Genomic DNA, 22,523 nt, shown 5'->3' with positions numbered 1-22,523 from the left:
TTCATTAGATATTCAGCTAGAACCACTTGAGGTCGGTGAGATCAAGGCTTGTCGAGAGCAAGTAGTATGCTGTTTATAATAGATTACGCGGTTTTAAAATTGTCAGCCAGCACCGAAATGGTTTGGGTACTGGCTGAGTTTTTATCCCAATGCTGATGTCTTCAACCGCGTCAAGTAACCGTTCCACTCTTTGCTGTATGAGCATTGAGTACCACGTCTTTATTTAACCAATGGCTGATTACTTGCCGTAACGCATTTAATGACGTTGGTTTCTCTAAGCGGCCGTCCATCAGCTTGCTAATCATTTCTAGCTCACGTTCGCCAGATTCACCTGACAGCGCAATGATCGGAATCTGCGGAGAATGTGCCTTAATGATTTGGCTGGCTTCAAAACCATTCATAACTGGCATTTGAATATCCATCAAAATCAAATCGATGCAATTCGCTTTAAAGATTTCTACTGCATTTTCACCGTTGTTTGCCTGCAAGTTGTTAACGCCAAGTTGGTTCAGATACATTTGAACTAGTGAGCGTTGTACTTCTTTATCGTCAACGATGAGTACTGTGGGTGCTTTGTTATTTATTAGAAATGGCTGATCGATGGGTTGTATATCGTCAACGGTTCTTTGCTCTGTATTCGTTTTAGGCTGTTGCCAACCTTTGAAATCAGGAGTACGAAGCGAGTCGGCTTGGGGAGCATTGGGTACCATAGGAAAGTATAAGTGGAATTCCGTAAACTCCCCCAGTTTCGATTTGCATTCAACTCGGCCGCCAAAAGAGCGCATGACACGCTGGCAATAGCCGAGCCCAAGACCGCTGCCTCCGCTTTTTTGATAAGAGAAAAAGTCATCGAAAATTTTATAAGAAATGGCGTCGTCAATCCCCGGGCCTGTATCTCTGAAGATTAAAATATTTTCATAAGTACCGATTTGAGTTGTGATCTCAATTTGGCTATTTGGGTAGGAATCAAAATAATAAATTGCGTTACGAATCAAGTTGAAAATAACAAAGTTGAATAAGGTTTCATTAAGTTTTGCTACGAAGTCATCTTGTTGTGGTAAGTGAATTCGCTCAATTACTTTCTCGTTCTCAAAGCCATATTGACTGACCGCCTGATCAACGGCTTTGTGGATCGACGTCATCGTAATCGGTTCGTGTTCAGGCGAACTATCGCTGACCTCGCGCAAGATAATATCAATCAACTGCCGCCCACGTTGAATAGCCGCTTGGCCGTTCTCAATATCCTGTTTAATTTGTTGTGCGGGCGCTTGACTATCAATATGTTGCTTTAAAATTTCAAAATGCAATTGTACTTGAGCGAGCGGGTTACGCATTTCATGCGCAATTGAATTCGCTAATGCGCGACTTTGGCAGACACGTCTATCCGCTTCAATAATACTTTGTATTCGGGTTAGCAAGGTTTGAAGTGCAGCGATTTCTTCATTAGAAAACATCTGATTATTGATTTTGTGTGGCGAGATTAATAAATGTGTGACCAATTTGCTGTGGCCAAACAGTGGCATAACCAAGGCCGTATTGTTTGAGCTCATTTTGTCATAAAGGGCTTTGATCGAGTTTTTTGCCGCGGTTTTATTGTCTAATTTTTCAAACAATTCATCAAACACTAGTGCGGTTTGTTTGGATGAAAGGTAACGTTCGTAGACGGTTTCGTTATAGTTACTATTGACGAACTGCAGCTTATCATCGGCGATGTATAATAACTGGCCTAAACGGCGCATCGAATCATCAATTGACCGTTTGAAATCGTCTTCCAAAGCGAGAATTTGCTCTACAGGAGTCTGCTGATTGCCGTAAATGAGTAAAGAGGCGTAACGGCTTAAGCGTTTGTAGAGTGGATTCCAAGTAATACCAATCAGCGCACAGAGTGGTATTGCAACCAGCCATTGGTTGCTGTCGGTGAGAGGGATGAAGATCGCGCCGAGCGGTATGAATAAAACCCCACACACTAACGCGGTATTGAGGCACAGGTAAGTAAGGTATTTCACACTGTAGAAGCGTGAAGTGATAAGAGCATAGCCGACAAACATCATTTCGCTAATGGAGAGTGCCGGAGGCAGCCAAGTGAGTGAAAAATCTTGAAAGAAAAAGGTAATTCCGACTTGGAGTATGAGCGTTGAAAGCATGTATACCAGGATACCTGCAATCATATAGTTGGTTTTGGCCAGTGTTAACTTACTGCTATTGGCTCGCATTGAGATCAAGTTGAACAGTGTCATTATCATGGCGCAAAGTAGAGCACTAAAAAAGTATGGAGTGTGTGGCCCAAACTCAATGACAAACTTGCTCGGCCCAGCGATATCAACATGTCGGACCGTAAGGTTAGGCTGTAAATTAATGACCAAAAAATACATCACTATGGCAATGAAAAACAGTTGTTGCCAAAGGTATATTCTGCCTCCTCTTTGCTCGGCAGAGAGCTGACATGAAAAATAGTAAGCAAAAGCAAATGCAAAGGATGATACGACGTTGGCAAATTTGGCCATAAATATAGCTCTATCTGCGCCAAGTTCGGCTAGCCAATCAGTATGGAAATACGCATTACTCCCTATCCATGCAATGATAAAAAGAGAATAAGCAATATAGGCGACATGGCGTGTACCCCAGATCATTTCATTTTTTTGCTTAAGACGATAGCAATAGTAGGTTAGCCAAACGAGCACCATGGCTACTGCTGCGATAAGCGTTATCGCTTTAGGATAGAGAATTGGCTCTAAGCTGAAATCAAGCATACTCTTCCCTTTTGATTAAATGGTATTTTCTACTTTGAGAAACCGCATGTTTATAGTCACGAAAATCGGCATCCTTGAAGACGCTGTCCATCGATTCGAAATTCCAGAAACCACGATAAGTTTTTACTCCGTCGCTATTCAGATCGCAATTTCCACAATGGAAATACGCTTTCGGGTCAACAGCTTGATAAAAATTAAGCATGAAAGATTGAGCAGTAGCGAATAAACCAAGTTTGTATCCTAGCTGATGCATTACATGCATGAACTTTTTTTGAGCAAGGTAGAGGAAGTAGAGCTTTTGCTGAGCGTTGCCACTGACGGTGAAACGCAGCACTTCACAGACTGCTCGCGTATCAGCCAATTGTAGCTGGAATTGCTGATCGAATTCTGGGAGAGAGTCGCACTTTGGCAGCGCTGGTTTGAAAAGCTGTAATTCCATCAAGGCATGGTAGCCATGAGCGGGTAAGCAAAACTGCCACTGCTTATTACTGAACTGTGGCACATAGCTGAGCCAAGTCTGATTTACTGACCAATCTTGTACCAACATTGAAGCGACCAGTGTGGGAGATGCTTCGTTATCAGGATGCTTGAGTAAAACAAAGTGCTTACCCTTTTGTGATAAGGACAATAAAGGTAGCATCTCGTACCACTTTTCACCTTTAATAAATAGCTCAAGATTGCTTAAGGTGATCGCATCTTTAATCGGCATTTTTTGCGGGTGACTGGGTGTTGTGACCCAAAGTTCAGAATGTTCTATCTGGTCGATCAAAAAACCACGGTAAGCACAGTCTTTAAGTGGTAGTTCGATACGAGGAGGAGCATCCGCTTCGATAGGGAATAGTGTTTTTATAGCCGCAATTTCGCATTCACACCAGAAATCTAGCCAATGCGAATAACACTCGCTGACGGCTTGCTCAAGATGTGCTATTTCTTCATCTAATGTATTCGGATAGCGCTGGATGAGATCTCGGTAGTCTATCAATTCAAACAGTACTGAGAAACTTTTATTGTGATGTTCAGGAAATAGGTTGAGTAATTGGTTTTTGCGGTGATCTGTCACCGCGCGAAAAAGATCAGCTCGTTGCTGTGGTTGATAAGTATTGATGACGAACTCTATCAGAGCCCGCTGTTTTTTTTCGATAGACAGGCTGGTTGCCAGCTGTGAGCCTAAAGATGGTATTATTTTCATTGAGTTAACCTAGCCGAGGTTTATTTAATTATTTTTTATTTATTAGATAGGCACTAGTAAATGGGACTTTGATTTAGGAGAGTAGTTGGCGTCACGTCACTCAGTGTCGGTAACCGCGATTTTATTTGTACCTAATGTCTTTAGTGCCCGTTGCATATCCGCGGCAAGTTTACTACTTGCACTTACCCTCCACAACAGCGTTTTATAATAAAAGCCTTCCGCAGAAGGCTTTATCTATGTAATTGATTTATCAATTATTAACGTATCAACAACATCGGCACGCTTGATTCGGCTAAGATCCGAGTGGTGTTACTGCCAACGAAGAACTGACGAAGTTTAGAGTGCCCAAACGCGCCCATGACGATCATGCCCAGTTGGTTTTGTTGTTGGTACTGAAGAATCGCCTTATGAACTTCGCCAGATAAGCACGCTTCCACAACGTGAATACCGTGTTCACACAATTTTTCGGCGGCAGCTTTAAACGCGATCGCTTTATCGTGGTTATCTTCCACCATCACCAAATGGCACTCTAGCCCTTTCAGCAGCGGCGTTTTAATGGCTTTATCTACTAATTTTTGACTGATTTCGCTACCATCAAAAGCCAATAGATAGCTTTGTGGTGGTGTAAAATCACCCGTTGCCACTAAGGTGTGCGACTTCATTGTACGCACGATACTCTCTAATTGAGATCCAACAGCCATGGCGTCGTTTTGGTGCACTTCACCTGATTTACCGACCACCAATACACGAATTTCGTTTTCAAGATCAAGCAAAGTGTCCAGCAGGTTGCCGTGCTTTTGCAGCTTATGAATATCTTGCAAACCTTGTTCATGGGCTTTGGCTTCTAGCTCATTGAGTAACGCTTTACCGTGCCTTAAGGCCAGCTTAGAACGCTTTTCGTCTAGTTCAACCAGCTCTTTCAATAGTTGCTCTCGGCTGCCTAAACCGATGTTACCAGACAGCTCACTTTCCGTTTCATTAGCGGATTTGTCGAGTACGTGCAGTAAGGTTAACGGTGCTTGTAAGCTTTGGGCGGCCCACACGCTTAAATTGGCGACCGACTGTGAATAAATTGATCCATCGATACAAGCTATAATCTTGGTCATAATCTGTTCCTTAATGTCCGCCCATCAGCTTTTCAACTTCTTCTGGCTTATCATGTACGCCGAATTTATCGACAATCGTTGCTGTTGCTTCATTCATACCGATGATGTTTACATCGATCCCTTCGCGTCGGAATTTGATAACAGCACGATCTAGCGAAGAAACCGAGGTGATATCCCAAAAGTGCGCCGCAGAGAGGTCGATAGTGACACGCTCTAAGACCTCTTTAAAGTCAAACGCGTTCATAAATTGATCGGATGAAGCAAAAAAGACTTGTCCGACAACACGATAAGTACGCTCTTCTCCATTTTCAGAGAGTTCGCTTTTCACCACCATGAAGCGGCCAATTTTGTTAGCAAAGAAAAGAGAAGCAAGCAGCACGCCGACACCGACACCGATCGCTAAGTTATGGGTTGCAACCACAACCACAACGGTCGCGATCATCACGATGCTGGTAGAAAGCGGGTGAGTTTTGAGATCCTTTACCGAACTCCAAGAGAAGGTCCCAATGGAAACCATGATCATTACCGCCACTAAAGCCGCCATCGGGATGAGCTTGAGCCAATCACTTAAAAACACCACCATAATGATCAGTAAAATACCGGCGCAAAAAGTAGAGAGCCTGCCGCGTCCGCCGGATTTAATGTTGATGATCGATTGACCAATCATCGCACAACCGGCCATGCCGCCAAGAAAGCCAGTGGCAATGTTGGCGATACCTTGGCCTTTACATTCACGATTTTTATCACTGCTGGTATCGGTTAAATCGTCAACAATGGTTGCTGTCATCATTGATTCTAATAAACCGACAACGGCCAATCCGGCTGAATAAGGAAATATAATCCATAAGGTTTCAAGGTTGAGCGGAACATCTGGCCATAAAAATATCGGCAAAGTATCTGGTAATTCACCCATATCGCCCACAGTGCGAATATCAATGCCAAAGCTGATAGCAATCAGAGTTAAGGCGATAATGCACACTAATGGCGAAGGTAGCAATTTGCCAACCACAGGAACGTAGGGGAATAGGTAGATAATCGCCAGCCCACCGAGTGTCATGGCATAAACATGCCATGTTACATTGGTCAGCTCTGGTAATTGCGCCATAAAAATCAGAATCGCCAGTGCGTTAACAAACCCCGTCACGACCGAACGTGATACAAAACGCATCAAATCGCCCAGTTTGAGGTAACCGGCCAGTATTTGTAGAACCCCGGTCAAAACAGTGGCTGCCAGTAGATATTGCAAGCCATGCTCTTTGACTAAAGTGACCATCAACAGCGCCATTGCACCAGTGGCTGCTGAGATCATGCCGGGGCGTCCACCGACAATTGAAATGATCACGGCAATACTGAATGAAGCGTAAAGGCCGATTTTAGGGTCTACACCCGCGATGATAGAAAAGGCTATTGCCTCAGGAACTAATGCTAACGCAACGACAGTGCCAGCTAGAACATCCCCTCGCACATTGGAAAACCAATCGCGCTTAATATTTTGTAGCATACTTAATCTCTAAAAAATGAAATAAAAAGGTGAGTTGTGAGAGGTAAAGATCTATCTAGGGCGGCGTAAGCAGCATTCGCAACATCTCTTGGTTGATTTTAAAAATGTGATCCTAATCATTGATGTGGTGTAGGTCAACCAAACGATCACTATTTGTATTGCAGTCGTCGATTCCTCCCGTTATCACGCTGTTTTTCAAGCGCTGCCGGTCGTACGCGAGGATAGTTCTGGTGTTTGACTTTTATTCTTTTGCTCCTTACACTTGAACACATTCGATATTCCATATGTATTGTTTATGTGCCGCAGTTTATCTTTTTATAAATCCTTGTCTGAAGAGACGAGGCTTAAATCGCTTCTGTTGATGAAGCATCAAGGGCAGTTGTGCGTGTGTGATTTAATGAATGCGTTGCAATTAAGCCAGCCTAAGGTGTCACGCCATTTAGCAGAACTGAGAAAAAATGAATTAGTGATTGATGAGCGGCGCGGCAAGTGGGTGTACTACCAAATTAATCCTGAGCTGGAAAGTTGGATGGTGCAGATATTGGACATCACTCTGAGCCACAATGCTGCATTGATTGCGCAAGAGCTAACGCGTATTGCTCACCCATCTTGTCAAAATGAATGAAATTTTAGCGTTGCTATTTCGCCATGGCTGTAAGTAGAAAGTTGTGCGCGGCTCCCTTTTAGACTTACCGAGAGATGTGATGTATGAGTGAATTACCTGTCTGCGCAGAAGCCTCTGCAGCCGAAAAAATGAGTTTTCTTGATCGCTATCTAACCTTGTGGATTTTTCTTGCGATGGGGTTCGGGGTGGCGATCGGTGTCTTCTTTCCGCAAGTGGCGCAGTGGAATGAGAGCATGTCGGTCGGTTCGACCAATATTCCGCTGGCGATCGGTTTGATTTTGATGATGTATCCACCGCTGGCAAAAGTGAATTACAGCCTGCTAGGTGAAGTGACTCGTGATAAACGCGCCATCACACTCTCTTTAGTGATGAACTGGATTGTTGGGCCTATCTTAATGTTTGCATTGGCGATCATTTTCTTACGTGATTACCCCGGTTATATGGTCGGACTGATCTTAATTGGCCTGGCGCGCTGCATCGCGATGGTATTGGTGTGGAATGATATCAGCGGCGGGAACAAAGAGTACGGCGCAGCGCTGGTGGCGCTCAATAGCGCATTCCAAATCGTCACCTACAGTTTTATGGCGTGGCTATTTATTACTGTTTTGCCGCCGTATTTTGGGCTAGAGAGCTTTGTAGTTGATATTACCATTCTCGATATCGCCGAAAGTGTACTGATTTATTTAGGCATCCCATTTTTAGCTGGCTTTTTGAGCCGCAAATGGTTGGTGGCCGCGAAAGGTGAGCAATGGTACAACGAGGAGTTTATTCCGCGTATTTCACCGATTACGCTGGTGGCACTACTAGCGACGATAGTTTTGATGTTCAGCCTGAAAGGCGAGATGATCATTGAGCTGCCGATGGACGTGATACGCGTAGCGATACCTTTGGTGATTTACTTCTTGGTGATGTTTTTTGTCAGCTTTTTCATTGGTAAAAAACTGGGCATTCCTTACGATCAAAATGCCTCAATTGCTTTTACCTCATCAGGCAACAATTTTGAACTGGCGATTGCGGTCTCCATTGCTGTGTTCGGTTTAAATTCCGATCAAGCATTTGCGGGTGTGATTGGTCCCTTGGTTGAAGTGCCTGTGTTGATTGCCTTGGTCAACGTCGCGCTGCGCATGAAAAAGAAATACTATGCCATTCATCCTAGTGATAAACCGCATAATGCTTAAGGCAGAATGGGGGGCGTAACTGGTTTAAACACCGGGTTGGCTTTCCGAAAAAAATCAAAGGCTGCGAATTTGCAGCCTTTTTACCAATGAGCAATATCACTACGAACGGGTTTTCTGACTCGCTAAAAGATCGGCAATGGCTTGATCTTTTTGGTGGCGTACGTCTAAGCCAGTGACAAAATAGATCGTGTACTCACAAACGTTGCGCGCGTGATCGCCAATCCGTTCGACGGCGCGACCAATCCAAGTGATTTCCAAAATGGTTTGATAGTCAGTACCTTGTACCAGCATATCTTTATCATTTTGACGCAAAATATCGCCGTAGCTGTTGTCGATTTGCTTATCCAACATGGCTGCTTCTAGCGCATCGTGCGCATTGAGATCGTGAAAAGCGTTCATCGATTTTTGCAGCATATTGATCACGTTAGCATTGATTTTTTCAAATGCATCTTCTTGTAGTTCAATGCCCTCAAAATAGTCTTTGTTACCCGGATGATGTTCCTTTAAACGTAACACCGCATGAGCGATACGTTTAGATTGATCGCCAATTCGTTCCAGATCCATGATCGCTTTCATGATCGAAAATACCGCACGTAAATCACGTGCTGCGGGTTGGCGTTTGACTAAAATATCAATGCAGCGTTGATCAATAGCCAGCTCTAACAAATTGATATTATGATCGTTTTCAATTACTTGCTTGGCTTGTTCGGTATTGCCTGTCATAAACGCATCGAGTGCGTCTCGCACTTGTACGATGACTAAATCACCCATATTCACCACGCTATCCACAATAGAACGCATTTCGCTATTGTAGCTATGAGAGGTGTGCCCATCGACACCATGAGTTGTCATAAAGTTCTCCTAAAAAACGATCGTTAACCGAAACGGCCAGTAATGTAATCTTCAGTACGGCTATCACGAGGGTTAGTGAACAGCTCACGGGTTTCACTCAGTTCAACGAGGTTACCCAAGTGGAAAAAAGCGGTTTTATCGGAAACGCGCGCCGCTTGTTGCATGTTGTGTGTCACCATCGCAATGGTGTAGCTGCCTTTGAGCTCATCGATTAAATCTTCAATGATCGAAGTCGCAATAGGGTCAAGCGCCGAACAAGGTTCATCCATTAAGATGACTTCTGGATTTACTGCAATCGCCCGTGCAATACACAAACGCTGCTGCTGACCACCAGACAACCCTGTCCCTGGCGCTGATAAGCGATCTTTGACTTCTTTCCACAAACCAGCACGACGTAAACTGGTTTCGACGATTTCGTCTAAGTCGGATTTATTGTTGACTAAACCATGTAATTTCGGACCGTAGGCGATATTTTCATAAATCGATTTTGGGAACGGATTCGGTTTTTGGAACACCATGCCCACTTGTGCTCGCAGTTGGACCACATCCAAACTTGGGTGATAGATGTCTTGCCCATCTAAGGTAACTGAACCTTCAACACGAGCCGTGTCGATGGTGTCATTCATGCGATTTAGACAGCGTAAAAAAGTCGATTTACCGCAACCTGAAGGGCCAATAAAGGCGACCACTTCATGCTCAATGATATCCATATTGATGCCGTGTAGCGCCTCAGTCTCACCATAGAAAACTTTCACATCACGAGCGGCCATTTTAATCTGTGTGGCTTGGGCCGCTTCTTTAGCTGTGCTCTTTACCTGTGGTGTCACAAGGGTGTGTTTGTTCATAATAGCTTCACTTATCATCTTTATTACCACCGAGTTTCAAAGCGTCGGCGCAACCAAATCGCCAACGCATTTAAGCTAATCATTAATGCTAACAATACGGTGATTGCAGCAGACGTTCTTGCTTCAAAAAAGTTACGCAGTTCGTTACCTTGCCAGAGGAAAATTTGCACTGGTAGCGCGGTTGATTGATCGAGCGGTGTCGCAGGCACACTAGCCACAAACGAGCTCATGCCGATCAAAAGAAGTGGTGCTGTCTCACCCAATGCTTGCGCGATACCTAAAATGGCCCCAGTCAAAATACCGGGTAATGCCAAAGGCAATACGTGATGAAATACCGCTTGCGTTTTCGATGCACCGATACCCAGTGCTGCTTGCCGAATCGAGGGAGGGATCGCTTTTAACGTCGAACGCGTGGCGATGATGACCGTCGGCAACGTCATAAGCGTTAGCACCAAACCACCGACAAATGGCGCAGAGAGCGGCAGCTTAAACCACAAAATAAACACTGAAGCGCCCAGTAAACCAAAAACAATCGAAGGAACCGCCGCCAAGTTGTTGATGTTCACTTCAATCAAATCGGTGAACTTGTTTTTTGGGGCAAATTCTTCTAGGTAAATCGCGGAAGCGACGCCAATCGGTACCGCCAATACCATAACAATGAGCATCATAAATACCGAGCCCATAAACGCCCCAGCAAGGCCAGCCGAAGCTAATGAGCTGCGAGAATCGACGTTCATAAACAGCGCTGTACTGAATTTGTTTTGGATAACGCCACGCTCAGCCAATTCATCAGCCCAAGCGCGAGTACGAGCACTTAACTGCTGACGAGAGTCGGGTAGGTCACGGTCGATGTTGCCTTTCAACCACACATCGACGTTGGCTTCGGCCAGTAAATCAAGACGTAAGGTTTGGCCGACCAGTGAAGGGTCATTGACTATCATATCGCGTAGAGCAAAACGCTCGCCGCTGGTGATCAATTTGATCGCATCACGCTGGTAGCGAGTCGCTTCAGGGATTTCATTAGCCAAACTGTTGACAATAATACGGTTGAAATTAACCATGCCAACACTGCTTTGCCATGTCAGCATGCGTTGCCTGAATTGTGCAGGGCTCTCATCATTTTGCTGAATGGGTTTAGGATCAATTTTCACCACATCAGGGTCAAAGTAGACATCCAATGTCACGGTGGCTTGCCAAAATGCAGGAATGCCTTTAGAAAGAATCGAGGTGAATAATATCGCCACAAAGCTTAACGCTAGAGCAACGGCAGCAATGCCAAAGGCTTTAAAGCGGCGTTCACTGTTGTGACGTTTTTTCAGCGAGCGAGCAATGCGCTGCTTTGTTTCGTTACGCCGGGCTAAAGCGTCATCATTTGAAAGGCTGGAGGTATTCATACTGTTGTCCATAGCGTTACTCATACTGTTGTCCATAGCGTTACTCATACTGTTCACGGTACTTACGCACGATAACGAGTGCGATCACATTAAGAACCAAAGTGATCACAAATAGGGTCAGACCAAGTGCAAACGCGACTAATGACTGTGGGCTAGCAAAATCAGTGTCTCCCGTTAATTGGTTAACGATCGTAACCGTCATGGTTGAGACTGCTTCGAATGGATTGGCGGTCAACACTGGACTGTTTCCGGCAGCAAGGACTACAATCATGGTTTCACCTATCGCGCGACTGGCCGCGAGTAGTACAGCCCCCGTAATACCGGGTAGAGCGGCAGGTAGTACCACTTTACGAATGGTTTCTGACTTAGTCGCGCCCAGTCCTAACGAGCCATCTCGCAGTGCTTTTGGTACTTGAGTAAGAATGTCGTCGGACAAAGAGGAAATAAAAGGAATGACCATTAAGCCCATCACAATCCCAGCAGTGAGAGCTGAAGTGGCACGAATATCAATATGGAGCCACTGACCCAGTTCGGTTAAAAATGGGCCGACGGTAATCAAAGCGAAAAAACCATAAACGATGGTAGGAATACCCGCCAGCACTTCAATAATCGGTTTGGCTACTGAACGAACGCGACTTGGCGCATATTCAGCCAGATAAATAGCGCACATCAGGCCAATAGGAATAGCGACGATTAAGGCAATCAAGGCAATTAAAAAGGTTCCTGCCAGTAATGGCAACATACCAAAGCCGGTTTGGTTCTCTGTTCCAACGGTTGAAAAGCGAGGGTTCCATGTGGTGCCGAAGAAAAATTCACTCGGGCTAACAAAACTAAAGAAACGTAACGCTTCTCCAACCATAGAAAGGACAATACCTACTGTGGTTAAAATCGCCACACCAGAGCATAGAATCAGTAATATGTGCAGTGCGGTTTCTACTTTGTTACGCGCGCGAAGATCAGGACGAATTTGACGTGTACTGAATACTATGCCAGCAGCGGCAACGGTTGCCATCAAACCCGAGAGTAATAAATCACTGCGTTGTTCTAACTGCTTTAAGTAGTCTGCGGCGGTAATTTCTTGAGGAGAAAAACTATCGAGTACAGCGAAACCGCTGGCGATATTATGCAGTTTATTCATCAGCACGTGAGTGCTTTCAGCTGCCGTTGGTTGCAGATCCGTAGGAAGGCTATCAACCACCATTTGCTGAATCAGTATGGGAGAAGATAGACTCCACATTATCCAGATGAGCAGTGCAGGAACTGCACACCAAAGCAGAGTTAGCATACCGTGGTAAACAGGCCGAGAATGTAAGCGCTGAGCCCCAGTATTGGTTGATGCCACTTTTTTACTGCGCGTCAGCCCTAAGTGGTAAGCCAGTGTCATTACCGCCAGTAGTACAACCATCAGCATCAGATTATTCATTGTTATTCTTACCTTATTAAAGCGTTAGCTTGGGCCGAAAAATGTCGGCCCAAGCTAATCAGAGAGCCTTAAAGGACTTTGCGATTTTTAATATTTTGAGACACTTGCGCGCGCTCTTTATCATCCATTGGGATAAGACCTGCCGTTTCAAGTGGGCTACCCGTTGCACCCATTTGTTCGCTCACAAAAAACTGAGCGTACTCTGATAATCCAGGTACCACACCAACGTGAGCTTTTTTGATGTAGAAGAATAGTGGACGGGATACTGGGTATTGTCCGTTACCAATCGTCTCTAAGCTTGGGGTTACGTCGTTAACAGTCGCGACTTTCAAGCGGTCACGGTTTTGGTCGTAGAAGCTCAGGCCAAATACACCAAGCGCATTTTTCTGAGCATCAAGACGAGCTAGGGTTTCGGTATAATCGCCAGCGACTTCAACTACGCGGCCATCGGTGCGAATCGCGTTACAGAAATTGCCTTTGGCTTTCTTGTCCAACGCTTTGACTTCGGCAAATGTTTCACAACCTGGATGAACGACTTTCTCTTCGTACACTTCACGTGTACCGTGGTTAGAGCCAGGGATCACTAGCAAGATCTCTTGGTCAGGCAAGGATGCGTCAATTTGCTTCCAGTTGGTATAAGGGTTTGAAACCATTTTTCCGTTTTGTGGAATTTGTGCGGCACCCGCTTTAAATACATGCTCTGGCTTAAGTGCAAAAGAACCGCTGTCAGAACGAGAAGCAAACACGATGCCGTCGTAGCCGACTTTGACTTCAATGATTTCTGTTACACCATTGGTACGGCAGCTTTCCACTTCAGATGATTTGATGGCGCGTGATGCGTTCGCGATGTCGATAGTATTCACCCCGACACCTTGGCAGAACTGACGTAAACCGCCACTTGAACCACCTGAACCAACCACTGGCGTGCTGAATTGTGGGAAGGTTTGACCAAACTCTTCTGCAACGATAGAAGAAAATGGTAAAACGGTTGAAGAGCCAGCGATTTGGATCGTATTACGTGCCATTGCTGGGGCAGAGATAGCGGTTGCTATGGTTGAAGCAAGCAAAAGCGCATTGCGTCCGAACTTCATAATATTTCCCTCATTAAATTTCATAACCGTAGACTGTTTTTGAAAAGCCTTCCGTAAGCAGCTTTGTATTGTTTAGCTGAGATGAATTTTGATTGGGCAATGTGACAGTAAAATAGTTTTTATATGACAAATTTATGACCAAGCAGATTTCTTTTGTTTTATATGAGGGGTTTTTTATTAAAAATCAGTAATTTATATTTTATTGTCCAGTAGCTATGGGGTGGTTGAATATTTAACGGCGTGAAATATTTGTGAATAAATTCGAAATTTTATCTATTTCTGCTTCACACGTTGACTTGATAGAGTATGTCAGTAAAGGAGGTTGATAATATGATAGACGTCGAGGTATCAAAAATAGGCCTATTGAGAAATCGATTGTAATCAAAATGCAATAAAAACTCTGCAGCATGCCATCAGCTATTTTACTTTTCGCTTTAAAATTGCTCTAAAGCTAAAGCCAGCGGTAACTTTTATTTAGCGGTAACTTTTATATTGACAGCGATTTCTTTTTATATGATATATATGAACATCCGCATATACAGAGATTAATAAAATGTTACCTCATCAGTTTTTTAAATTGCTGTCCGATGAAACTCGAGTGCGTTGTTTATTGATGATTTCTCGTGAAGAGAAAGTGTGCGTTGGCGAGTTATCCGAAGCTCTTGATGAAAGCCAACCCAAAATTTCTCGCCATCTGGCTCTACTTCGTTCAAGTGGCGTGGTGGTCGATACAAGGCAAGGACAATGGGTGTTTTATCGGCTCTCGGACCAACTGCCCGGATGGATGAAAAAACAAATTCAAGGGCTTGTGGACTCCAGTTGCCTGAAACAAGAATACCAACAGGATATGCAAAGGCTAGCAGAGATGAAATCTCGCCCAGCTTGTTGTATTTAGAAGGGATAAAAGGAAATAAAAATGTCTATTAAAGTCGGAATTAACGGGTTTGGCCGCATCGGTCGTTTAGCATTAAGAGCCTCATTTGATTGGCCTGAGATCGAATTTGTGCAGATTAACGACGTTGCGGGTGACGCGGCGACCTTGGCTCATTTGCTCGAATTTGATTCAATACAAGGCCGTTGGCATCACGAAGTGACAAGCGACGGTAATGCGATCATTGCCAACGGTAAGGTTATTCGTACCTCACAACAAAAAGCGATCAGTGACGTCGATTGGTCTGGTTGTGATGTGGTCATCGAAGCCACGGGAAAACACCGCAAGTCTGAGTTTTTGAATCAGTATTTAGCACAAGGTGTCAAACGTGTTGTGGTATCAGCTCCAGTGAAAGAAGCGGGGATTGCTAATATCGTGGTTGGGGTCAATGACCACATCTTTGATCCACAAATACATCAGATTGTTACGGCCGCTTCTTGTACCACCAACTGCATTGCGCCTATCGTCAAAGTGATTCATGAGCAACTGGGTATTGAACACTCATCGTTTACGACCATTCATGACCTGACCAATACGCAAACCATTTTGGATGCACCGCATAAAGATCTACGCCGCGCCCGCGCATGTGGTATGAGCCTTATCCCTACCACAACAGGTTCTGCGACAGCGATTGTGGAAATTTTCCCCGATCTGAAAGACAAAATTAACGGTCACGCGGTGCGTGTGCCGCTGGCCAATGCGTCGTTAACCGACATTATTTTTGATGTGAAACGCGATACCAGCGCGGAAGAAGTTAACGCGCTACTGAAAGCGGCTTCAGAAAATGAGCTCAAAGGCATTCTCGGTTTTGAAGCGCGGCCATTGGTATCGATTGATTATAAAGGCGATCAACGCTCAACGATTGTCGATGCACTCTCGACCATGGTGGTGGGAAAGCGCATGGTGAAAATTTACGCTTGGTACGATAACGAAATGGGTTACGCAACCCGTACCGCAGAATTAGTACGCAAAGTCGGTTTGGCATAAAGGAGCAAAGAAATGACACATCCTACATGGGAACTGTCCGTTGCAGAAAACAGCGCTGGTTTGGTATTGACGCCTTGCCCGGGTACAAAAGATCTTCCTCTGGTTGAGAGTATTGAACAACTGAAATCTCAAGGTGTTACCGTTGTGGTGACGGCTCTAAGTCATGAAGAGATGCAAGAGAAAGGTGTTGGCGACTTACCTAAAGTTGTTGAGCAAGCGGGGCTGCAATGGTTTCACGCCCCAATTGAAGATGATTGCGCGCCCGGCCATCAGTTTCAAACGCATTGGCAAAGTATCTCTCCGTCACTTCATCAGGCACTTGTCAACGGAGATAAGATTGCCATGCATTGCATGGGTGGATCGGGTCGTACTGGTTTACTTGCTGCTCATTTATTGCTGGAGAAAGGTTGGGAACTGCAAAACATTATTACTCACGTTCAATCATTAAGACCGGGCGCGTTTACCAAAGATGTACAAGTTGAGTACATCAAACAATTTGTTAATCAATAACAGTCCCAAAGAGCTGCCTTAGGCGGCTCTTTTGCAAAGAGAGTGATTATGTTGTCTCAACTCAACCAAAATGTACGCCAGTATATGCTGGTGACCTTTAATTATTGGAATTTTACCGTGACTGACGGCGCGCTGCGCATGTTAGTGGTGTTGTATTTTTATGATTTAGGCTATTCGAGCTTAGCGATTGCGTCTTTGTTTCTCTTTTATGAATTTTTTGGCGTGGTGACGAACCTGATTGGCGGTTGGCTTGGTGCGCGTTTAGGGCTGAATCGCACCATGAATATTGGCCTTGGCATGCAAATATTCGCGCTCTTGATGCTTGCTGTACCTGCGGCATGGTTAACCATTCCTTGGGTGATGGCGGCGCAGGCGTTATCGGGCATCGCCAAAGATCTCAATAAAATGAGTGCAAAAAGTGCGATCAAAACATTAGTCCCTGAAAATGCACAAGGGGCACTCTACAAGTGGATAGCCATTCTTACGGGTTCAAAAAACGCTCTAAAAGGGGCCGGCTTTTTTCTCGGTGGTGTCTTGCTCTCTTGGATCGGCTTTCAATATGCGGTAGCGGCTATGGCGGCGGTATTGCTATTGGTCTTTGTCGGCAGTTTGCTCAGCTTACAAGCCGATATTGGCAAAGCCAAAACTAAACCGAAATTTTCAGAGATTTTCTCCAAATCGCGCAGCGTGAACATTTTATCAGCGGCTCGCCTATTTTTATTTGGCGCGCGAGACGTTTGGTTTGTGATTGCCTTACCCATTTATCTCGGCAGCGTTTTTGGTTGGGATCACAGCGCTGTGGGCGGCTTTTTAGCGTTATGGGTGATTGGCTACGGTGTGATCCAAGGGTTTGCTCCTAAAATAACGGGCAGCGCTTCAGATCAAGTGCCGGATGGGCGCTCTGCGCTCGGTTGGGCGGCGCTATTGGCGCTGATTACCGGTTTTATCGCCTACAGCATTCAAGTTCAGTGGCATCCGTAAGTCGTGATTATCGCGGGATTACTGCTTTTCGGCGCTGTCTTTGCGATTAACTCATCGCTGCATTCCTATTTAATCGTTAGCTATGCCAAAGGTGATGGCGTATCGCTTGATGTTGGCTTTTACTACATGGCAAACGCGATGGGGCGCTTAATCGGTACGGTGCTTTCCGGATGGGTTTTCCAACTGTGGGGTTTAGCGGCGTGCTTGTGGGTTTCGTTTGGCTTTCTGCTGCTGACCACCCTTATTTCGTTGGGGTTACCGAAAAGCAGAGCCGCGCTGACACTTGAACCGTAGTGTCACCAGCGGATGACTATTCCAGTGGATGGAGATTGTGATAGAGTTCGTGCTTTATTGAACGAATTGAGTCAGTCACATGAGATCTTTTGTTGTAAGGGCCCGCGCCGCTTCCACGGATAAACAGACTTTTTTAGCCTCTGTTGGGCAAGAAGCTCACACTGAAATTTTGGCCCACGTACTCATGAACGCTATTTTTACCGCGCAGTCGCATCGTGATGACGTGGTGGTCTATTTGGTGCTGGAAAGTACGCAAGATTTCTCGCGGACTTTATGTTTTGAGTCGAGCCAGTTGCATAATATCGGTGGTTTTCACGAGCAAGCCTTACTGACTAAAATAGGCCACGCCTTAGATGTTTCTATGGGTATGGGCAAAGAGCAAACCCGAGAGGTCGAGCAAGGGCTCACGGTTGAAACCATCAGTTTTGAAAAGTTGGTGCAGCGCCTTTCGGATAGTTACCATTTGTATTTACTGGATAAAAAAGGCGAGAGTGTCCGTGAGCATCAATTTTCTGACGATAGCTGCTTTTTACTTACTGACCACATCCCGATGCCGAAAAAAAGTTGGAACAGCTTAAAGCGCCTTAATACACAGAAAATCAGCCTTGGGCCTCGAATGCTGTTTGCCTCGCAGTGCATTGTGCTGATCCAGAATGAGTTAGATATTCGCGGTCTTTAAAAAGTCTTTTTCAAACTCATTTTGACTTTTTTTATCTGTGCTTCTTTATCAATTGGGCTGTGCTGATCGGAGTGTAAAAATCGATCCGCATAGTCTTGATAAATCTCTTTTTCTAAAAAGAGTAAGTAAAGCTTCGGATCAATATGGCCTGTAGTGGCCATGGTGGTCATGATCGCGATCGATTCACTGAGCGTTTTGGCCTTTTTATAAGGGCGGTCGCTGGAGGTGAGTGCTTCAAATACATCGGCTATTGCCATGACCCGAGCGGGGATCGAAAGCTGCTCTTCACTTAAACCTCTTGGATAACCCTCGCCATCCATTCGTTCGTGGTGGCTTCCTGCAATATCAGGAACGTTTTTCATATGTTCAGGATAAGGCAACCGCTTGAGCATCATGATGGTTTGCACAATGTGATCATTAATCATAAAGCGTTCTTCGTTAGTGAGCGTGCCACGGCGAATGGACAAATTATAGAGCTCACCTCGGTTATAACGTAGTTCTCCTGGTTGTAAAATAAAGCTTTCCTGCCACAGATCTTGTGGACGACAACCGTTTACCCAGTGCAACTGATGTACGGGTTTATCATCCAGTAAGCGCTCCATAGTGGGCAATGATTTTGCCTCTCCGGCACGTTGGTTCTCTATCCAAGAAGTACCGAGTTGATCATCTAAAGTCCGCTTCCATTCTCTTTGAGCAATTCGCTCTAAACGGATAAGATCATCATCGCTCATAAACTCACTGCCAATATTGCATTGCGCGACGAAAGCAAATTCCTCATCGAGGATTTGTTGGTTTTCCAGTAATTGCTGCTTGAGCTCTGGCTCGTTCTTGCCCTGCGCAACACCTTGCCAGTAGTCCGTTTCGGCTTGGCATTTGAGCAGCTCAAAACGCATTCTAATTTCGTGAATTCTGTCATAGATTGTTTCTAATTTAGTCGCTTTATCAATAACATATTCAGGCGTGGTTACTTTGCCACAATCATGCAGCCAAGCGGCGAGCGTGAGCTCTTCCCACTCTTCGTTAGTCATGGAAAATTGTGGGAAATAGGTGTGATCGTTTTCAGCCGCTTTGGTGATCATTTTGGTTAATTCAGGAACTCGTTGACAATGGCCACCCGTATAAGGGGATTTGGTATCAATGGCCGATGCAATCAATTCAATAAACGAGTTGAGCATCTCCTTTTGGCGCTGCATTTTGTCGATATTGTCTTTAGCAATTTCGGCAAAACTGAGCAGCTCTCTTAAAAATGCATGTTTGTCTTGCTGATCAAGAGTGATGGCTCGTTCGTAGCCTAGATTTAATACGCCAACCAACTGCTTATCTCGGTTGAGCAGCGGGAAAAGGTAAAGATCAGAATTGTACAGCTCATCTTTATGTTTGCGCATCGAATTATCGGTTTTAGATAAGTGAACCGTTTGGCCTTTACGCAGTTAGGAGACTAGCCAAGGCATCTCTTCAGACAATTGATTAATGTCGAGCTTAAACGGAATGATGGCGTGGTTTGCTGCGGTGATAAATTGGTTATTTTCGTTGGCATAAGTGTAGAGCAAAATCGTTTCAGCTCGAGTGATCAAATAGCTTTGATGGGTAATAGTTTTGGCTAACACACTGAATTCTTGGTTACTAGCGGTTTCGCGTAATAAGCGCAGCAAGTCGTGCAGCGTATGCTCCATGAGCTCTATTGATTGGGTTAAATTGGCAACTTCGCGAATCCTGCTTTTTGGATAGCGTGTCTTTTTAAATTCAAAGCGCGTGATGTTGTCGGTCAATTGCACTAGGTTACCTAAAGGGCTGGCGAGCCTTTGCGCCACAAAACCAACCACTGCGAAAGCGATAATGAGCATGATTAACGCGACAAAAATCTGCTTATCTCGCATCGAGAGTAAATCTGCGATCAAATCATTTTGCGGCACCGATTCCGCTAGCAACAAGCGTACATTATCATTTAAAAGTACCGGCGTTAACGTCACCGACCACGTTGTGCTATTCATATTGACCGTTTCATACAAAGTTTGGCTGCTGACCCGATTCAATATTGGTGCAAAAGTACTTTGCTGCAGCTGCTGTGCAATCTGTGAGGGATCTTGCTGTAGATCGAAGTTGGTGTTGTGCTGGGCCAGTGGTCTAAATTGATTATCGAATAGAATGAGTTGAGCACTGTTAAGAAAAACCTATCGTACTCATCTGTTTTGACAGTGAGTCAAGCGTGAAATCAGCGCCAAGTACACTCTTTCCATCGACTGATCTACGTGACAGTGTGACGCCGCTCGTTTGTAGGAAGAAAAAGAAATAAGGTTCCGTTAAGCGTATCGCGCCATCTTGACTCGCCGAGGTGAACCAAGGACGCACGCGGGGATCAAATTTATTGTTGTTATCCTCTTTATCGAGCAGGCTTTCAAGGTTCTGGTCTAGATAGATAAAGCGGTTGGTGCCATCCACTTGAGTGTAATGCGCTAATAGCTGAGCTTACGCGGGGGCATTAAAACGCTGTTTGGCTTTATCAAAGCTCAGCGAGCGAAACGTAGTACAAGCTCCGGCTTCGTCACAATAATAGAGCGCGACCAACTGCGGGTTACGTTGGAAGGTTAGCCAAATGGTGGCGAGTTGGCGTGGGTCAGAGATGACTTTATCCGGTTGGTCAATTAAGTTACTAAAAGCTAAAAAATCGAGTGTGGTCAAGATAGGTGCGGCACTTTGTTTAAATGCTGATTCCAGTTTTTTACTGTTTTCGCTACTTAATCCTTGTGCGATGACCGTCAGTAGTTGCTGACTATGGTGATAACTTATGCCAATCAATACAATGCCGATCACCATGACGAGCACTAAAAAGAGACTCGTAATGTGAATGCTCAGTGAATAACGACGTCGTTTCATAACCAACTCCGAATTGGATGACATTTCTAAGTATTGTTCAATGTGGGTAAGTTGCAAAAAACCATTTCACATCGATGCGTTTTCATTCGGTCAGAAAGTGCCGATACGGTGAATATATCGCCCTTAGATTGAAGTGATATCAGTTGGGCTGTTACACTCAAGCAACGCTGTTGCAATGGAATAACTAAAATGAATCTTGTCGTTGATACTCATACTCACACTTATGCAAGTGGCCACGCTTACAGCACGCTAATCGAAAATGCGCGCTCAGCTAAAGAAAATGGATTGGCAATGTTTTGCACAACCGATCATGCACAGTCGATGCCCGGAGCACCGCATTATTGGTTCTTCTCCAATCAACGTATTTTGCCGCGCTTTTTAGAGGGTGTTGCCATTATCCGAGGAATTGAGTCCAACATCATGAATCGTGCTGGCGAGATTGATGTACACCCTTCCGTTGACCAAAACTTAGATTGGGTGATCGCCAGTTTTCATGAGCCCGTATTTCAGCCTGCCGATAAAGCGGCGCATACCGAAGCGTTAATCAATGTGATTAAAGGTGGACGAGTGGATGCGCTAGGACATTTAGGCAACCCTAATTTCGATTTTGATTTTGATGAAGTGATCGCTTGCGCTGCCCAGTATCACGTCGCAATAGAAATTAATAACAGCACCTTAAAAGGACACAGCAGGGTAGGGAGTGTCGATCGCTGTTATCAGATTGCTAAAGTGGCGAAAGCACATGGTGCTTATGTTACCACTGGCAGCGATGCCCATTTTTGTCAAGATATCGGCCAACTTCAACTGGCCAGTGAACTGCTTGAGAACGTTGGTATTGCTGCTGAGAAAGTGATTACGCACAGTGTCGAGCAGTTTCTGGCCTTTTTAGCACTGCGCGGGCGAAAAGCGATCGCAGAATATCAAACACTATAAGCCGTAAAGAGGTCATAAAAAATGACAAAAATTTGTCCCTCTTTTATCTTGAGATCCATTAAACTTGGTACTTCTTGCCAGAATAAAAAGAAATAATTATGAAAAAAATAATGATATTAACAGCTTGCGCATTATTTGCGGCTAGCGTGTCGGCGGCTAATGTTGACTTAAAACAGAACATGAAACAAATGAAGCTTGAATTTAAACAAGCGGCAGAAGCGACCAGCGTTGAAACAATGCAAGCACCCATTAATAGATTAAGTCAGTTGGTTGAAGAGTCAAAACTGGGAAATTATCCACCGGAGAAGCAAGATCTCTATTTAGAAGGGTTTAATAAGCTTTCCGTGGCATTAGATAAAATCGAAGTGGATCTTGAGCAA

At 44.8% G+C, this 22,523-nt stretch carries 17 protein-coding genes and 2 pseudogenes; 9 read left to right on the top strand and 10 right to left on the bottom strand.

Going from position 1 to position 22,523, the window contains the following annotated elements:
* Nucleotides 1-170: 170 nt before the first annotated feature.
* The 4 genes from luxN to VOR_RS0100430 form a co-directional block, all read right to left on the bottom strand.
* Nucleotides 171-2,750, bottom strand: a complete 2,580-nt coding sequence (luxN, locus tag VOR_RS0100445; RefSeq protein WP_010317025.1) for a quorum-sensing autoinducer 1 sensor kinase/phosphatase LuxN — start codon at nucleotides 2,748-2,750, stop codon at nucleotides 171-173.
* Complete coding sequence (locus VOR_RS0100440; protein ID WP_010317024.1) at nucleotides 2,743-3,939, bottom strand: acyl-homoserine-lactone synthase; 1,197 nt, start codon at nucleotides 3,937-3,939, stop codon at nucleotides 2,743-2,745. The genes luxN and VOR_RS0100440 overlap by 8 nt, the downstream gene beginning before the upstream one ends.
* Before the next feature lie 257 nt (nucleotides 3,940-4,196).
* The gene (locus tag VOR_RS0100435) at nucleotides 4,197-5,045 is read right to left on the bottom strand and encodes a universal stress protein (protein WP_010317023.1); all 849 of its coding nucleotides are present in this window, start codon (nucleotides 5,043-5,045) and stop codon (nucleotides 4,197-4,199) included.
* Nucleotides 5,046-5,055: 10 nt separating this feature from the next.
* Entirely contained in the window at nucleotides 5,056-6,546 is a 1,491-nt protein-coding gene (locus VOR_RS0100430) for a SulP family inorganic anion transporter (protein WP_010317022.1), read from the bottom strand.
* Nucleotides 6,547-6,841: 295 nt separating this feature from the next.
* Here VOR_RS0100430 and VOR_RS0100425 point away from each other — a divergent pair, with 295 nt between their 5' ends.
* Together VOR_RS0100425 and arsB are read left to right on the top strand one after the other, a co-directional pair.
* Nucleotides 6,842-7,171, top strand: a complete 330-nt coding sequence (locus VOR_RS0100425) for a metalloregulator ArsR/SmtB family transcription factor (RefSeq protein WP_029626768.1) — start codon at nucleotides 6,842-6,844, stop codon at nucleotides 7,169-7,171.
* 83 nt (nucleotides 7,172-7,254) lie between these two features.
* Complete coding sequence (gene arsB, locus VOR_RS0100420; protein ID WP_010317020.1) at nucleotides 7,255-8,349, top strand: ACR3 family arsenite efflux transporter; 1,095 nt, start codon at nucleotides 7,255-7,257, stop codon at nucleotides 8,347-8,349.
* A gap of 99 nt (nucleotides 8,350-8,448) precedes the next feature.
* Here the strand turns inward: arsB and phoU are convergent, their stop codons facing one another.
* From phoU to VOR_RS0100395, 5 genes are all read right to left on the bottom strand, one after another.
* A complete protein-coding gene (gene phoU, locus VOR_RS0100415; protein WP_010317019.1) occupies nucleotides 8,449-9,201 on the bottom strand; it encodes a phosphate signaling complex protein PhoU in 753 nt (250 codons plus the stop codon).
* Between the two features lie 23 nt (nucleotides 9,202-9,224).
* The gene (pstB, locus tag VOR_RS0100410; RefSeq protein WP_010317018.1) at nucleotides 9,225-10,064 is read right to left on the bottom strand and encodes a phosphate ABC transporter ATP-binding protein PstB; all 840 of its coding nucleotides are present in this window, start codon (nucleotides 10,062-10,064) and stop codon (nucleotides 9,225-9,227) included.
* A 5-nt stretch (nucleotides 10,065-10,069) separates the two neighbouring features.
* On the bottom strand, nucleotides 10,070-11,464 hold the full coding sequence (gene pstA / locus VOR_RS0100405) for a phosphate ABC transporter permease PstA (RefSeq protein WP_081480664.1): 1,395 nt from the start codon (nucleotides 11,462-11,464) through the stop codon (nucleotides 10,070-10,072).
* Nucleotides 11,465-11,480: 16 nt separating this feature from the next.
* On the bottom strand, nucleotides 11,481-12,863 hold the full coding sequence (gene pstC, locus VOR_RS0100400) for a phosphate ABC transporter permease subunit PstC (RefSeq protein ID WP_010317013.1): 1,383 nt from the start codon (nucleotides 12,861-12,863) through the stop codon (nucleotides 11,481-11,483).
* Between the two features lie 68 nt (nucleotides 12,864-12,931).
* Complete coding sequence (locus VOR_RS0100395) at nucleotides 12,932-13,954, bottom strand: substrate-binding domain-containing protein (RefSeq protein ID WP_010317011.1); 1,023 nt, start codon at nucleotides 13,952-13,954, stop codon at nucleotides 12,932-12,934.
* Between the two features lie 553 nt (nucleotides 13,955-14,507).
* Between VOR_RS0100395 and VOR_RS0100390 the strand changes: the two genes are divergently transcribed.
* The 5 genes and pseudogenes from VOR_RS0100390 to trmY all read left to right on the top strand — a co-directional run bounded on the left by VOR_RS0100390 (nucleotide 14,508) and on the right by trmY (nucleotide 18,336).
* Complete coding sequence (locus tag VOR_RS0100390; RefSeq protein ID WP_010317009.1) at nucleotides 14,508-14,849, top strand: metalloregulator ArsR/SmtB family transcription factor; 342 nt, start codon at nucleotides 14,508-14,510, stop codon at nucleotides 14,847-14,849.
* Between the two features lie 21 nt (nucleotides 14,850-14,870).
* Nucleotides 14,871-15,872, top strand: a complete 1,002-nt coding sequence (locus VOR_RS0100385; RefSeq protein ID WP_010317007.1) for an ArsJ-associated glyceraldehyde-3-phosphate dehydrogenase — start codon at nucleotides 14,871-14,873, stop codon at nucleotides 15,870-15,872.
* Between the two features lie 12 nt (nucleotides 15,873-15,884).
* Nucleotides 15,885-16,382 (top strand): cyclin-dependent kinase inhibitor 3 family protein, encoded by a 498-nt coding sequence (locus VOR_RS0100380; RefSeq protein ID WP_010317005.1) that lies wholly within the window; start codon nucleotides 15,885-15,887, stop codon nucleotides 16,380-16,382.
* Between the two features lie 48 nt (nucleotides 16,383-16,430).
* A pseudogene (gene arsJ, locus VOR_RS17560) lies at nucleotides 16,431-17,657 on the top strand (organoarsenical effux MFS transporter ArsJ).
* A 79-nt stretch (nucleotides 17,658-17,736) separates the two neighbouring features.
* Entirely contained in the window at nucleotides 17,737-18,336 is a 600-nt protein-coding gene (gene trmY, locus VOR_RS0100370; RefSeq protein ID WP_010317003.1) for a tRNA (pseudouridine(54)-N(1))-methyltransferase TrmY, read from the top strand.
* Here the strand turns inward: trmY and VOR_RS17555 are convergent.
* Nucleotides 18,333-21,210 (bottom strand): annotated as a pseudogene (locus VOR_RS17555) (HD domain-containing phosphohydrolase). The gene trmY and the pseudogene VOR_RS17555 overlap by 4 nt on opposite strands.
* A gap of 189 nt (nucleotides 21,211-21,399) precedes the next feature.
* Between VOR_RS17555 and VOR_RS0100360 the strand changes: the two are divergent.
* A complete protein-coding gene (locus VOR_RS0100360) occupies nucleotides 21,400-22,143 on the top strand; it encodes a phosphatase (protein ID WP_010317001.1) in 744 nt (247 codons plus the stop codon).
* A gap of 98 nt (nucleotides 22,144-22,241) precedes the next feature.
* A partial coding sequence (locus VOR_RS0100355) for a cytochrome b562 (protein ID WP_010316999.1) occupies nucleotides 22,242-22,523 on the top strand: 282 nt, incomplete at its 3' end.

Origin of the sequence: Vibrio ordalii ATCC 33509, assembly GCA_000257205.1 — a bacterium.
GTDB classification, from domain to species: domain Bacteria; phylum Pseudomonadota; class Gammaproteobacteria; order Enterobacterales; family Vibrionaceae; genus Vibrio; species Vibrio ordalii.
Note: the sequence above shows the minus strand (reverse complement) of the source record. Positions and strands in the feature narration are given on the sequence as shown.